Annotated in this window: 13 protein-coding genes; 5 read left to right on the top strand and 8 right to left on the bottom strand. The window is 55.3% G+C overall.

The window, feature by feature from the left end; translation table 11 throughout:
* Window positions 1–3 precede the first annotated feature (3 nt).
* Window positions 4–1,023, top strand: coding sequence for a DUF294 nucleotidyltransferase-like domain-containing protein (locus tag ACTID9_RS04220; protein WP_441069980.1), 1,020 nt, complete (start codon window positions 4–6; stop codon window positions 1,021–1,023).
* Window positions 1,020–1,739 (top strand): exonuclease domain-containing protein, encoded by a 720-nt coding sequence (locus ACTID9_RS04215; RefSeq protein WP_441069978.1) that lies wholly within the window; start codon window positions 1,020–1,022, stop codon window positions 1,737–1,739. Before ACTID9_RS04220 ends, ACTID9_RS04215 begins: the two co-directional genes overlap by 4 nt.
* Window positions 1,740–1,748: 9 nt before the next feature.
* Here ACTID9_RS04215 and ACTID9_RS04210 read toward each other — a convergent pair whose 3' ends face one another.
* The 5 genes from ACTID9_RS04210 to ACTID9_RS04190 form a co-directional block, all read right to left on the bottom strand.
* Entirely contained in the window at window positions 1,749–2,867 is a 1,119-nt protein-coding gene (locus ACTID9_RS04210) for an S-layer homology domain-containing protein (protein WP_441069976.1), read from the bottom strand.
* A gap of 62 nt (window positions 2,868–2,929) precedes the next feature.
* Window positions 2,930–3,892 (bottom strand): helix-turn-helix transcriptional regulator, encoded by a 963-nt coding sequence (locus tag ACTID9_RS04205; protein WP_441069974.1) that lies wholly within the window; start codon window positions 3,890–3,892, stop codon window positions 2,930–2,932.
* A 4-nt stretch (window positions 3,893–3,896) separates the two neighbouring features.
* Complete coding sequence (locus ACTID9_RS04200) at window positions 3,897–4,691, bottom strand: NAD kinase (protein WP_441069972.1); 795 nt, start codon at window positions 4,689–4,691, stop codon at window positions 3,897–3,899.
* A 136-nt stretch (window positions 4,692–4,827) separates the two neighbouring features.
* The gene (locus ACTID9_RS04195) at window positions 4,828–5,232 is read right to left on the bottom strand and encodes a YugN family protein (protein WP_441069970.1); all 405 of its coding nucleotides are present in this window, start codon (window positions 5,230–5,232) and stop codon (window positions 4,828–4,830) included.
* Window positions 5,233–5,298: 66 nt separating this feature from the next.
* Window positions 5,299–7,584, bottom strand: a complete 2,286-nt coding sequence (locus tag ACTID9_RS04190) for an immune inhibitor A domain-containing protein (protein WP_441069969.1) — start codon at window positions 7,582–7,584, stop codon at window positions 5,299–5,301.
* A gap of 209 nt (window positions 7,585–7,793) precedes the next feature.
* Here ACTID9_RS04190 and ACTID9_RS04185 point away from each other — a divergent pair, with 209 nt between their 5' ends.
* From ACTID9_RS04185 to ACTID9_RS04175, 3 genes are all read left to right on the top strand, one after another.
* Entirely contained in the window at window positions 7,794–8,849 is a 1,056-nt protein-coding gene (locus ACTID9_RS04185; protein WP_441069967.1) for an alpha/beta fold hydrolase, read from the top strand.
* A 69-nt stretch (window positions 8,850–8,918) separates the two neighbouring features.
* On the top strand, window positions 8,919–10,037 hold the full coding sequence (locus ACTID9_RS04180) for a glycosyl hydrolase family 18 protein (protein ID WP_441069966.1): 1,119 nt from the start codon (window positions 8,919–8,921) through the stop codon (window positions 10,035–10,037).
* 1 nt (window position 10,038) lies between these two features.
* Window positions 10,039–10,944 carry a LysR family transcriptional regulator gene (locus ACTID9_RS04175; RefSeq protein ID WP_441069965.1) on the top strand — a complete coding sequence of 302 codons (906 nt, stop codon included), beginning with the start codon at window positions 10,039–10,041 and terminating at the stop codon, window positions 10,942–10,944.
* Here ACTID9_RS04175 and ACTID9_RS04170 read toward each other — a convergent pair.
* The 3 genes from ACTID9_RS04170 to ACTID9_RS04160 form a co-directional block, all read right to left on the bottom strand.
* Window positions 10,941–11,354 (bottom strand): nuclear transport factor 2 family protein, encoded by a 414-nt coding sequence (locus tag ACTID9_RS04170; RefSeq protein WP_441069964.1) that lies wholly within the window; start codon window positions 11,352–11,354, stop codon window positions 10,941–10,943. The two genes, ACTID9_RS04175 and ACTID9_RS04170, sit on opposite strands and share 4 nt — an antisense overlap.
* Before the next feature lie 275 nt (window positions 11,355–11,629).
* Window positions 11,630–11,860: an excisionase family DNA-binding protein gene (locus ACTID9_RS04165; RefSeq protein WP_441069963.1), complete on the bottom strand. Its 231-nt coding sequence runs from the start codon at window positions 11,858–11,860 to the stop codon at window positions 11,630–11,632.
* Complete coding sequence (locus ACTID9_RS04160; protein ID WP_441069962.1) at window positions 11,844–13,223, bottom strand: glucose-6-phosphate isomerase; 1,380 nt, start codon at window positions 13,221–13,223, stop codon at window positions 11,844–11,846. The genes ACTID9_RS04165 and ACTID9_RS04160 overlap by 17 nt, the downstream gene beginning before the upstream one ends.
* Between the last annotated feature and the right edge of the window lie 35 nt (window positions 13,224–13,258).

Below are 13,258 nucleotides of genomic sequence, written 5' to 3'. Positions count from 1 at the left end.
GAGTTGGGGATTCTCAGGCGAGAGCGGCTGGCATATTTCCTCACCCATGAAAGCGAGGAAATCAACCTTCTCCATGACCGCGTAATCGCCCGCTGCCTGCAGCTGTCCCTCCTCGCGCTCCAAAGGCAGGGCATGGGCTCGCCACCTGTGCCTTTTGCCCTCCTTCTATTCGGAAGCGGCGGTCGCCGGGAGCAATCGTTGGTCAGCGACCAGGATCACGGGTTGGTTTACGAACTCCCGATTCAAAGCGAACCGGAGCAGATTCGGCAAATTCACGATTACTTCCGCGAGCTGGCAGCCGTATTCGTCGCAGGGCTGGAAGAGGCCGGGTATCCGCCCTGCCACGGCAATGTGGTCTGCACCAATGAACGGTGGCGCCGTCCATTGGATAGCTGGAAACGGGAATTGAACGGCTGGCACGATGACCCGACATGGGAAAACATGCGCCACCTGCTGATGGTCTCCGATGCCCGCTGCATCGCAGGAGACCTCCACCTGTTCCAGCAATTCTCCTTTCATCTGCATCATCTGATACAGAAACAGCCGCTCCTCACCGACCGGCTCATCAGCAATACGCTGCACCACCGCGTCCCGCTGGGCTGGTTCGGACACATCTATAAAGAGGTGCGTGGCAAATACCAAGGGGCAGTCAATATCAAGAACGGACTTTATTTACCACTGGTCAACAGCGTCAGGCTGTGGGCGCTTGTCAACGGGGCCAGCGCCACTTCCACGCTGGAGCGGCTCCGCTTTTTAGAGGAGCGGGCCATCTGGCCGAAAGCGCTCTGCCAGGAAGTCAGCCAGCACTTTCGCTTTGCCCAGAGCTTGCGGCTACTGGCTTGCAGCCAATGGCATGACGACGATTATGTGAGCAACAGCTATGTGAGTGCCGATTCGCTCACCAAAGAATCGCGGCGCCTGCTGCGGAACGCGATGCGCACAGCGCTTGACCTGCAAAAAAAGACTGCGCAGCTCGCCTCGCAGTCAAGCTTACTTTCCCATGAAACGAGGATGCTCCCATGAGTTTGTGGAACCGGTTGTTTTCTGATTTGCGGCTGCCTTATTCCCTCTCGTCGTCGGTAACAGGCAGCGATCCCGGCCAACTTGCCTTTTTGCGCGCAATGAAAAAGGACCTTCAGCAAGACCGTGTCTTGGAAAGTCCTTTGGAAAGCTTGGAAGTGGTTGTCGTCGATCTGGAAACCACCGGTTTTTTTCCGCAAAAAGGAGATGAAATCATCTCGATCGGCGCCGTCGCGATGCGCGGCACAACCATCCTGGAAGCCGAACGGTTCGAGACGCTGGTGAATCCGCAGCGGACGGTCCCGCCGGAAATCGAAGCGCTGACCGGCATCCGAACGGAAGATTTGGCGGCTGCTCCCGAGCTGCTCGCCGCGCTCTCCCGCTTCTTTTCTTTTGTTGCGGGACGCACGCTCGTTGCCCATCATTCGCGGCATGAGCGGGATTTTTTGCAAGCCGGGCTGTGGAAAACTTCACGTTCCAAGCTGGCGCACCGCTTGCTCGACACCACCCTGCTGTTGCGCCTGGATGACCGGACTCTCGAAAACGCCTCGCTCGACGCTCTCTGCGAACGGCACAATCTCCACATTGAAAAGCGGCATGATGCGTATCACGATGCCTTGGCCACAGCCAAGCTTTGGTCGATCTACCTGGAGCGAGCCATGGTCAAGGGCTTTCGTGATTTGCTCATGATCTACGAATACATTGGCAGAAGAATGTGAACATGCCGTCTACTTCAGCGCCACATTCACGCCCCGAATGATCCACCCGTACGGATTGCTCTTCGACGGGTCCACACTGCAATAGTAGGTCACCTGATAGCCCCCTACTTTGCCATCCTTGTATTGGCCCGTAACGATCATCTGGTCCGTCGACGATTCAATCACATTCAGCGTTCCGGTGTACTGGTGCAGCGGGACCACTTTTTCTCCCATCGCCGCTGCGGCCTGGGACAGCGATTTCTTCGCCTCTTCACCGAAATAGCGATCCATCTCCGCGCTGTTTTGCTGATGGTAGGCATAGGTGGCGGCGGAAAACAGCAGGTTCATTTTATTGACCGGCAGCTGGATGTCCCGATACTTCCCGGAGGCTTCACAGAAGCGCACCAGATTGACCGCGAATTCCGCTCTGGTCACCGTTTTCTCAGGGTAGAAATACTTTTCACCCGGCGTATAGATCGGGAATCCTTGCAAGGCGGTTGCATACGGGGACGTTGTATCCAAATAGTTGGAAGGTTGCTTCCATTTATAGTAGCCGGTGAAGCGCGACTCCACATCCAACGGTGTTGCCTGCAGCTGGTTGCGGATCGCCGGCGCCATCGCATGGAACAGAATCATGCTGGCTTCCTCACGGGACAGCGGCTGGCTCAAATACGCTTGGGTCAAGTACCAGTTGCTGCTCGGGAAATCGACATACTTCATTTTTTTGCCGGAACTTGCCAGCCACAAGTAGTACAGCATGCTGTCACCCGGGTTGAACTGGGAATACGAGTGCATGTCTGTGTAGAAGACCCCGTTCAAATTGCCGAGGAATGCGCGAATCTCGTCTGCCGCCCAATGCTTGGCATCCAGATGGGTCGTGGTAACAGGCCCTGCCATCACCCCATAGCTCGCTTGATAGGCCCGGTTCAAAAGCAGCAGCGCCTCGCCGCGCGTCGTCGGTGAATCCGGCCGGAACTCTTTCCCAAACCCTTTATAAATGCCAAGAGCTGCAAGCGAATTGATGTAATCCTTGGCCCAGTGGCGGCTGATGTCGGTGAAGCCGGGTGCAGGCGCAGGCGTAGCCGCAGTCGCTCCGACAGGGATCAGGAGAAGGAACAACAAACAAATCATAAGCGCTTTTCTTGCCATAGAGACCTCCTTCATTGATTTTAAAAAATAACAACTCCTTCCAGTATAACAAATCCTTGCTCTCAATTGGGCGCGTTTGCGGAAATTACTGCCTGCGCTTCCGCCAAGACCCGCTGGCGAAGTGATTCCGGGGCCAGGACCCGAACGCCACCTCCCCACCGCAGCAGCCATGGCAGCACTTCGGCCTCATGCCGCACCCGCAGCCTGACATAAAAACCTTCCTCGCGCCGCTCCTCATGCACGGTAAAAAACGAGCGCTCCTCTTTCACCCACGCCTCCAGATGCGCGCCAAACAGGAGCTGCACCTCAACCGGCTGCTCCTTGCGCTCCTGCTGGAACGAAAAATCGTCCGGTCTGACAAATGACTGCGGAAGGCGGGTCAACGATTGAATCCGCTCCAGCCGGAAATGGCGGCGGTCCCCGCGCAGATGGCACCAGCCCACCAAATACCACGCGCCATTCGTATGGACCAAACCGTACGGGTCGACCTCCCGCTGCGTGTTCACATCCTCATCCCGCGCAAGCTGGCGATAGCGGGCGCTATAGGTGAAAGCGATCCGCTTCTCCTCCAGAATTGCCCGTCGCAGCTGCCTGATCTTTTCTTCCGTTTCCCGCTCGTCCGGACGCAAATCCGGCTGCGATTCGAACAGCGCGATTCCGGCACATAGACGATCCGTCTGCTTGCGGACCGCCTCCGGCAAAACCGCTTCGATTTTGGCGGAGGCCGTCATGGCCAAACGGCTGTACTCCTCATCGAATTGCTTGGCCACATAGCGGCTGCCGAGCAAAAGAATCGCCGCCTCGTCGGCTGAAAACGCGACGGGCGGCAAAAAATAACCGTCCACAAGCGCATATCCTTTGCCCGGAACGGCCACGACAGGCACGCCCGCTTCGCAAAGCGCCTGCATGTCGCGATAGATCGTTCGCTGGCTCGTTTCGAACAAGTCAGCCAAATCGCAAGCGCGCACATTGCGCTGCCGCTGCAATTCCAGTAATATCGCCAAAAGTCGATCGGTCCGATTCATTCCATTACCCCGTTATGAACGATTTGCGCACGCGGCGCCAAAATGGCAGCTTTTTATACCGCGCGAATTTGACCTTCTGGCGGCCGACATGGCACACGATGGAACGGACGCCTTTCCATACCGCTTGCTCACGGTCGAGCCCGATCATGATCTCCGGGTTCATCACGATCAGCTCTACCACATGATGCTGCGGCAGCACAAGCGAGCTGTTGATCGTCCGGTACGCCTGATTGTTGATCGAGGCGATCTCGGATAGCTGAATCGCTTCGATGGACGGATGCACGATGGCGCCGTCCACCGCTTTATTGTACGCGGTGCTTCCGGATGGGGATGAGACGATCAGCCCGTCACCACGGAATGTCTCGAACTCCTCGCCGTTGATGAACACGCAAGTGACGAGCGTGGACAGCGACGCATTGCGGATCACCAGCTCATTGAGCGCCCATTTGGCGTGATGCTCGCCGGAAACCGTCGTGATGCAGCATTCGACACAAGGATATTCCACGACAAGCGGCTGGACATGGTTCAATGCCTCGACGAATTCGTCCAGCTCATCCGGATGCCAATCCGCATAAAACCCGAGATGTCCTGTATGAATCCCGACGTATTGCGGGCCAAAGCCATATTCATGGACCGCTTCCAGGAGCGTTCCGTCCCCGCCGATCGAGATGACAAGCTCCGGCTCTTCAGCCTTGCCCTCCACAAAGCGGAATTTGTCATTCCCTTCTATTTTTTGACGAAGCAACCGATCCATTTCCCTCGAATAATCGTCATTGCGCAGCACGGTCGCTATCTTCATAAGCCGTTTACCCTCACTCTTTCTTGGGTGATCAACCCACCCTTTTCTCTCACTATACCATAGTTTCCCACTACGAGCCTGTGCCAAGCTGAGGGCAGAAGAAAAGAGACGGCATACGAGATGCCGCCCCTCTTTCTCATACCAATTTTTGCTCCAGCCGCCGGACGATCTGCTTGGCCATCTCCACGTAATCGTCCTCGACCTCGGCATCCTTGTCTTGCGGCTCCTGGAACTGGTTGAATGAGGCAGCGATCGCGGGTCCGGACGCATAGCCGATGTCCGGGTCGTTGCCCGTCTGATACACGTGCTTGAGCACGAATGGATGACCGAACTGCACCACAGCAGCCGGATCGTCAAGCTCGCCCGATACCGTATCGATGGGCAGCCGCAAAAATACCATCGCCTTCATGTCCAGTTGCTTGTCGAAAAAGCCGTATTCATACTCCCAGTTTGACAGGGTAAACTGATCTTCCCGCAGCACTTCTCGCAGCGTATCGAACATGCCCTGTTTCCCAGTCAAGCTGCTGGGGATTTTCCGCATCACAGGCACCTGCCTTTCGCACGTTTTTCCTAGTGTGCGACAAATCCCCCAAAAGTAGTCGCGTGCCTATTTTTTCACCTTGCTGCGCGTTACGACGATGGTAGCGCCTTTGTCGTCGGCTTTCACGCTTTGCACCTTGATTTGCAAGCCGAGCACCGGCAAAATTTTGCCGCCGTCCGGATTGTATTTTTTCGCCGTGTAATCTTTCTGGTCGTTGAACGTATCGATGCCGAGCAGCCCTTTGTAGGACATGGCCCTCTCCGGATAAACCACTTCCAGATCGGATTTTTTCTCCTTGCCAAACGCCGCGTCGTACAGCTGGTAGCGCGTATCCGCGATCGTGCCGTCATCCCAGTAATGGCCGCGCTGGTGCGAGTCGACTACGCCAAGGAAACCTTCGCCCGGATGGTTGCCGACCATGTTGTCGTCACCATAGCGGGAATCATAGTACCACACCAGCATGCCAGGGTCGTACGAAATGAGGCTGTCCGCACGGCGGTAGTGAGCCAGGCCCTGGTCTACGCCATTGTGGCTGCGCCATTCAATGAGGTAGTAGTTTTTCATCATTTTGGCAGATCCGTCGAACAGTTGGAACCCATCGAGATCAAACGCGCTGTCGCCTTCTGCATCATCTTCAAACAGCGTCTTGCCGTCGCCGGTCACCACAATGTTGTCCACATAGAAGCCTTCCAGCGCCAATCCTACGTCGGATACGTAATTGAACTCGACTTTGATTTTTTTGCCTGCGAATGCGCTCAAGTCGATTTCGCTCGTTTCCCATTCCCCTTTTGTCGTGTCGGAGAACTTGGCTACCTGCTCCGGTTTGTCTTCGCCATCCACATAGACGTTGACATAGAGATAGTCGAAATCTTCCTCGATTTGGCGCCACGAATCGAATGTCAAAGTCGCTTTGGAGACACCGGTCAAATCGATCTCATGGGAGGTCAGCTTCGTATCGAGGCTGTTCCCTTTTGTCGAGAAATACGCTTTCGTGCCCTTCGGTTGGGTAGGCGGTTCCAATCCGCGATCCGGCAGATCGATTTTGAGAATTTTGTTGTTGCTCGTATTGGCAACCGCTTCGTTCAGGTTAAACTTGTACTCCTTGCCGTACTTGAGCGAGCTTGAGCTGATCGTTTTTGGCTCCGGCCAGTTTCCGCCATACACTTCATGGAAATACAGCTTTGCCCATGGACTGAAGCCCGGCGGCTCGGCACCCGGCGTCACGCCTGCCCAGCTGCCTGCCGACATGATCGACCAGACGCCCACCGGCTCCCCGTTGCCGGTATAGCCGGTGTCGTACTCATCCGGCAAGCCGAGGTTGTGCCCGTATTCGTGGGCGAACACCCCTGCCGTTCCGTCCTCCGGCTGAATGATGTAGTCATAGGCTTTCAGGCTGGTGCCCGGGATTTTGGTAGGCTCGTCAAGCGTCGAGCGATGTGCCCAAATCGCATCGTCGCCCAGCTCTCCGCCGCCTGCCGACTCGTCGACGCCGGCATGTACAACCAGCAGGCTGTCGAGCATGCCATCCGGCTCCATCACATTGCCGTCGCCATCGATATCATACGGGTCGCGCTGGTCATATTCGTCTTCATGGCCGGCAATCGCCGCGCCGACATCCGCCAGCGTCTCGACAACCAGCTCGCGCGGTGCGCTGTCGTTGCCGTGGTCGTTGTTTCCGCCATAGTAGGCGGCGTTTTCACGCGCCATGATCCACGGCGTTACGACACCATCCACAGACCAGCTGCCCGCCGATTGCTCGCGATAGTATTCGTTAAAGGTAAGCAGCTCTTTGCCTTCCGGCGATGTATAGCCGTCCTTGTTGAACAGCATCCCTTGATAATGCGCCTGGTTAAAATCTTTCGTCCAGAAATCGACGCCGTTATCCTCGATCCGGTTGTGGTTAAAATCCGGAAATTCAACAAGAGCAACCGCAGCTCTGTCGACGAATTCGTCAACCTTGTTGCTCGCCTTGATTTTCCGCGCCTTCTCATCGCCATCCACCAAGGCTTTGGCGTTTTCCTGGAAGCCTTTCAGCGATTTGTATGCCTCTTTTCCGAAATCGGAAGAGGTGTCGATCCCATCCGTTTCCGCAAACGGGAGGCTGCGCGCCTGCACATAGTTTTCGATCGCTTGTTTCACTTCTTCAGGAGACGCGTTCTTGCCAAGCTCCCCACGCTCTTTCAGCGCCCGTTCCAACCGATCCTGGTTGACTACCGCCATGTCTACTTTCCTGGACGATTCCTGATGCGGCTTCTTTTTGGTTTTCGCCGCGCCCGCTACCGGGGAACCTGCCACAACACCGACGATCAGCGCAGTGGACAATAGCCCAGCCACAACCTTTCTTCGCTTCATGTTGACCACCCTCTCTTGAAATAAATGGAAATTACTGCGAATTTTACAATTCCTTATTTTGGGAGAAAATCCTTTTTCGTAATAAAAATAATTTTCTGACAAATATTGCGCCGATTGTCGCATTTTGCTTTTCCTCCCCTCCTCTTTTCGTATAGGCCACAAGTAGCGATCATATAGTGGTAGAAGGAGGGAAGGGAGGAGTCCGTTTCATGGTTGCCCGTTTCGAACCCCAGACCATTCAGACGGATCGGCTGGCGGTGTCCTATTTGACAGGCGGTTCTGCACAAAAGCCGACACTGCTTCTGGTTCATGGAAACATCTCGTCAAACCAATTTTGGGACGGGACCATTGCGGCATTAAGCAAGAACTACCGCGTAATCGCCCCCGACTTGCGCGGATACGGCCGCACCCAGCCTCGCCCCATCGATGCGACGCGCGGACTGCGCGATTGGTCCGACGATTTGCATTCCTTCATTCGCGCGCTCCAGATCCAAGAGCCCGTTCATCTGGCCGGCTGGTCGCTGGGCGGCGGCATCGTGATGCAATATGCGATCGACCACCCCGCGCTCGTGCGCTCCCTGACGCTGGTGGCCCCCATGTCTCCCTACGGGCTTGGCGGCACCAAGGATGTTTACGGAACCCCCTGCTACGCCAATTATGCCGGTACAGGCGCAGGCACGACCAATCCCGAGCTGGTGAATCGCATCGCCGTGGAGGACATGACCGAGGATTCGCCCGCAAGCCCGCGCAATGTGATGAATCGTCTCTATTTTCGGCCTCCGTTCCGGCTGCCCGTCGAAATGGAAGATCGGTATGTCAGCGCAATCCTCTCGATGCGGATCGGCGATGATTTCTTCCCCGGCGAATTCGTGCACACCGTGGAGTGGCCAGGCGTCGCGCCGGGTCAAACAGGCATCAATAACGCGCTGTCTCCCAAGTATGTAAATCTCTCGACTTTTGCGGACATCGAGCCCAAATGTCCGGTGCTGTGGATTCGCGGGGCGAACGATGCGATCGTCTCCGATCAATCGCATGTCGATCTTGGGATGATGGGCAGACTCGGCTATATCCCCGGTTGGCCAGGCGATGCGGTGTTTCCGCCGCAGCCGATGGTCTCCCAAATGCGCTACGTGCTGGGCCGCTACCAGGAGGCAGGGGGCTTTTTTCAGGAGGTTGTTCTCGAAAACGTCGGCCATTCTCCCCACATCGAAAAGCCGAAAGAATTTCAATCCATAGTTAAAAAATTTTTAACGAATATAAAATAATACAATCCCTCACCCGATATTGAAATAAGAGCTTTTCTTCAACCATTCGGGGGAGGGATTTTACTATCTATGATGAAACAACTGCTGCTCCTGATTTCACTCGCCATGATTACGGCAGGCCCGTCGGTTCCTGCCCAAACGGAGGCTGCACCAACTGGCCCGGCCGCATCGGCCGCTGTCGCTCCAACTGCTGTCGCGTCAAAACCCGCCGCTTCAACAGCTGCCGCACCCGTCCAATCCGCTGCAAAGCCGAAAAAGGTGCTGGGCTACTACGTGGAGTATTATGACACGGACCGCAATTCGTACCGATCGCTTTTCGCCAATGCAGATGTCATCACCGACATCAGCCTCGTCTCCTACGACGCCAAAGCCGATGGCAGCCTTACCGGTTCGCCTTCTGCGACAGGCTTGACCACAGCGCGCGCCAAGTCGGTCGCTTCCTATCTGCTCGTCGCCAATCATGGCACGGAAACATTCGACAAAAAACTGGTACATACGATTTTGAACAATCCGACCGCTTCGGCGCGATTGATCGACAATCTGGTCGCACAAGCCGTTAAAATGAAGGCCAATGGCATTAACCTTGACTTTGAGAATATTCCGGCAGATGATCGCGCAAAATATACGCAGCTTATCTCACAGCTTTCCGCCAAGCTGCATCAAAATAAAAAACAGCTCGTCGTCTCTGTTCCTGCCAAACTGAGCGATGATCCGAATGAAACGTGGACCTATGCCTATGATTACCGCGGAATCGGCGCCAAAAGCGACTTTCTGCAAGTCATGAGCTATGACGAATACGGCCCGTGGATGGAAGCCGGGCCGGTTGCCTCCTATCCTTGGGTAGACAGCGTCCTGCACTTTGCGGCGAGCCAGGTTTCAGCGGACAAGCTGCTGATGGGCATCCCGAGCTACGGCTACGAGTGGAGTGCAGCCGGCAACAAGGCTGTGGCCTACAAGGCCATTCCCGAGCTTGTCGCCAACCAGCATGCGCAGGTTCATTGGAACGATCAACTGAAGTCCCCGTACCTCACCTATCAAAAAGATGGTGTGCTCCATACGCTCTGGTTTGAAAATGAGGAAAGCTTGAGCGCCAAGCGCGCGCTCGCCGACAAATACCATCTGGCGGGCTACGGCATCTGGCGTCTGGGCCTTGACGATCCATCCTTTTGGGATGCGCTAGTGAGGTGACATGATGGACCTTCGCTTTTTGAAAACGTTTCAAACAATCGTGCGCTCCGGCAGCTTCCAGCAGGCAGCGGAAAAATTGCAATATGCCCAATCCACCGTTACCGCGCAGATTCAGAAGCTTGAATCAGACTTGGGGATTTTGCTGTTTGACCGGATCGGCAAGCGGGCGGTCTTGACCGAGGCAGGCCGCTTGCTGTATGAGCAGTCCAAACAAATTTTGCAGGATGTGGAGAAGCTGCAGCAGACGATTACCGACATCAGCACCGGCTACAGCGGCCATGTCCGGATCGGCGCGATCGAACCGACGGCAAGTGTCCGGCTCCCCGGTTTGATCCGGCAGTTTTGCCAGGAGCGCCCGTTGGTGAATCTGACGCTTGAGGTGGGGACGGCGTTGCCGCTGCACCAGCGCATTCTTGCTGACGAGCTGGATTTCGCCATCAGCACGATGCCTGCGTCCGGGCTCGGGCTCATGTTTGAACCGCTGTTTTCCGAGCGTTTCGGCCTGCTCGTTCCGGCTGACCATCCCTTTGCGGATCAGCCTCATGTGCCGGCGGCCGATTTGAGCCGCCACCGTCTGATCTTGCCGGAGCCGACTTGCGCGTATAAAGAAATGATCGAACGCATCCTGATGGAGAACGACATCAAGCTGCAGTCCAACCTGCAAATCGGCAGCATTGATGCGATGAAGCAGCTCGTGCAGGCAAAAGTGGGGATCGCCTTGATCCCGCTTTCGTCTTCCGCAACATTGGCCGACGGCGTTTTGCTGAAACCGGTTGAGGACATCAAGCTGCAAGTTTCCATCGGACTCGTCCATCGCGAGGAACACCATCGTTTCGGGCTCGCGGTCAAAGCGTTTCTCGATTTGTGCCGCAGTGAACTCGGCAGCGCGGGCAGGAAGCTCGCCTAACGGTACCGCCGCTCGTGCTCGGCAATCGGGTAATCGTTGGCGCTCATGTCCCGTCGCCGCATCAAGCCGTCCTCCGCGAATTCCCAATGCTCGTTGCCATGGGTGCGCATCCATTGACCGGTCCCGGCATCCTGCCACTCGTACTCAAAGCGTACGGAGATGCGGTTGTCCGTATAGCACCACAATTCCTTCATCAGCTTGTAATGGGCCTCTTTGGCCCATTTTCTATGCAAAAATGCCTTGATCTCCTCCCGACCGGCAATGAAATCCGTCCGGTTGCGCCATTGCGAATCGGGCGTATAGGCAAGCGCTACGCGTTCCGGGTCGCAGCTGTTCCACGCCTCTTCGGCAGCCTTCACTTTCGCGCGGGCCGTCTCTTCCGTGAATGGGGGCTTTAAAATCGTGCGCATCGTCATTCCTCCAATGTTGATGGTTCGCCATCAGCTAAGGTGGCGTCATTCGTCCTCAGTATAAACCTGCACATTCCATCTGTATAATTGAATTAAAGGAACGTTTCGTTCGATTTTTTCGATATAACAGGCAGGCATTAGAAAACCTGGCTACGCCAAGCTTTTTGGCGTAGCCGCGGTTGCACTTATACTGGATAAGAATTTTATAAATTCTTATCTGTACGAAAACAAACAGACCTTCAGAACATAGCTGAAGGTCTGCCTCACACATGGAATCAATCTTCATCTTTATAATCATAGCTTTCCGCAATCGGCTCGTCTTTTTCTTTCTCCCATTCCGCTTTCAGCTTCACCAGCTGATCGAGGAAATGGTTGAACTGCTCCTTGTTGATCATGTACTCTTCCCCGTTGTGCACAGCGCGAATGCGGCCTTCGGCGATCTTTTCCATGATGAACGATACAGGCAGTTGCAAATAGTCCGCCGTCTCTTTAACCGTTAAATACATTATCCGATCTCCCTTGCAGTCGTGCTTCCAGCTCCCGCTTCCGTTCCTCATGCCCCGGCTTGCCGAGCAGCGCGAACATATTGGCTTTATACAGCTCGACACCTGGCTGATCGAACGGGTTGACACCCAGCAGATAGCCGCTGATCCCGCACGCTTTCTCGAAAAAGTAAATCAGCCAGCCAAGATGGTATGCGGTCAATTCCGGAATTGAGACTACCAGATTCGGCACGCCGCCGTCAAGATGGGCAAGCAATGTTCCTTCAAACGCCTTTTTATTGACATAATCGATGCTCTGTCCAGCGAGGAAATTCAACCCGTCCCGATCCACCTCTTCTTCTCCGATGACAAGCTCGCGCTGCGGGCGCTCGACATGCAGCACCGTCTCAAACAGGTGACGCATGCCATCCTGAATATATTGGCCGAGCGAATGCAGGTCGGCCGAGAACTCCGCCGATGCGGGAAAAATTCCTTTGCCGTTCTTCCCTTCCGATTCGCCGTACAGCTGCTTCCACCATTCGGCGAAAAATCGCAGCTGCGGCTCATAGCCGACCAGCATTTCGATCGTCTTGTTTTTTCGGTACAGCGTGTTGCGGACCGCTGCATACTGGTAGCATTCATTCTCCCCGAGATCAGGTGTCAAATAGCGACGCCGCGCATCAGCCGCGCCCGCCATCAGCGCATCGATGTCGGCCCCGCCCACCGCAATGGGCAATAGACCCACAGGCGTCAGTACGGAAAACCGGCCGCCGATATCATCCGGGATCACGAAGCATTCATAGCCCGCTTCATCTGCAAGCTGCTTCAGCGCCCCGCGGTTTCGGTCGGTGGTCACGTAAATGCGCTGCCGCGCCTCGTCTTTTCCCACCTTTTTTTCCAGCAGCTCGCGGAACAGGCGGAAGGCGATCGCAGGCTCTGTCGTCGTCCCTGACTTGGAGATGACATTGATCGAGAACCGTTTTTCCTCCAGCACATCCATCAGGTGGGACATATAGACAGAGCTGATGTTGTTGCCGACAAAATAGATTTCCGGCGTCCGGCGCTTCGATTTGCCAAGCACGTTGTAGAATGTATGCCCAAGGCTATCCAGAACCGCCCTCGCCCCCAAATAGGAGCCGCCGATCCCGATGACCAGGAGCACATCCGATTGCTGGCTGATCCGCGCCGCCGCTTGTTTCATCCGAACCAATTCAGTTTCATCATAGGTGACAGGCAAATCGACCCAACCAAGGTATTCATGGCCTAACCCCGTTTTTTCATGGAGCATGAAATGGGCGTGGCGTACGGCTGCCTCCAACTGACCCCATTCCTCCGGTGCTGTAAACGGAACTGCTTTTGAGTGATCAAAGCGTACGGTTCCCTTCATAAGCGACCTCCACCTGAATTGTAAAAAATATCCTT

Origin of the sequence: Brevibacillus fluminis (assembly GCF_052072235.1) — a bacterium.
Classification (GTDB): Bacteria; Bacillota; Bacilli; order Brevibacillales; family Brevibacillaceae; genus Brevibacillus_D; species Brevibacillus_D fluminis_A.
This window is presented reverse-complemented; position numbering and strand designations above follow the sequence as displayed.

What these genes read in the sequence shown, in the direction of transcription:
- ACTID9_RS04215 (WP_441069978.1), top strand. Translation starts at nt 1,020, where the DNA reads ATGAGTTTGTGGAACCGGTTGTTTTCTGATTTGCGGCTGCCTTATTCC.
- ACTID9_RS04210 (WP_441069976.1), bottom strand. Translation starts at nt 2,867, where the DNA reads ATGGCAAGAAAAGCGCTTATGATTTGTTTGTTGTTCCTTCTCCTGATC.
- ACTID9_RS04205 (WP_441069974.1), bottom strand. Translation starts at nt 3,892, where the DNA reads ATGAATCGGACCGATCGACTTTTGGCGATATTACTGGAATTGCAGCGG.
- ACTID9_RS04200 (WP_441069972.1), bottom strand. Translation starts at nt 4,691, where the DNA reads ATGAAGATAGCGACCGTGCTGCGCAATGACGATTATTCGAGGGAAATG.
- ACTID9_RS04195 (WP_441069970.1), bottom strand. Translation starts at nt 5,232, where the DNA reads ATGCGGAAAATCCCCAGCAGCTTGACTGGGAAACAGGGCATGTTCGAT.
- ACTID9_RS04190 (WP_441069969.1), bottom strand. Translation starts at nt 7,584, where the DNA reads ATGAAGCGAAGAAAGGTTGTGGCTGGGCTATTGTCCACTGCGCTGATC.
- ACTID9_RS04185 (WP_441069967.1), top strand. Translation starts at nt 7,794, where the DNA reads ATGGTTGCCCGTTTCGAACCCCAGACCATTCAGACGGATCGGCTGGCG.
- ACTID9_RS04180 (WP_441069966.1), top strand. Translation starts at nt 8,919, where the DNA reads ATGATGAAACAACTGCTGCTCCTGATTTCACTCGCCATGATTACGGCA.
- ACTID9_RS04175 (WP_441069965.1), top strand. Translation starts at nt 10,039, where the DNA reads ATGATGGACCTTCGCTTTTTGAAAACGTTTCAAACAATCGTGCGCTCC.
- ACTID9_RS04170 (WP_441069964.1), bottom strand. Translation starts at nt 11,354, where the DNA reads ATGCGCACGATTTTAAAGCCCCCATTCACGGAAGAGACGGCCCGCGCG.
- ACTID9_RS04165 (WP_441069963.1), bottom strand. Translation starts at nt 11,860, where the DNA reads ATGTATTTAACGGTTAAAGAGACGGCGGACTATTTGCAACTGCCTGTA.
- ACTID9_RS04160 (WP_441069962.1), bottom strand. Translation starts at nt 13,223, where the DNA reads ATGAAGGGAACCGTACGCTTTGATCACTCAAAAGCAGTTCCGTTTACA.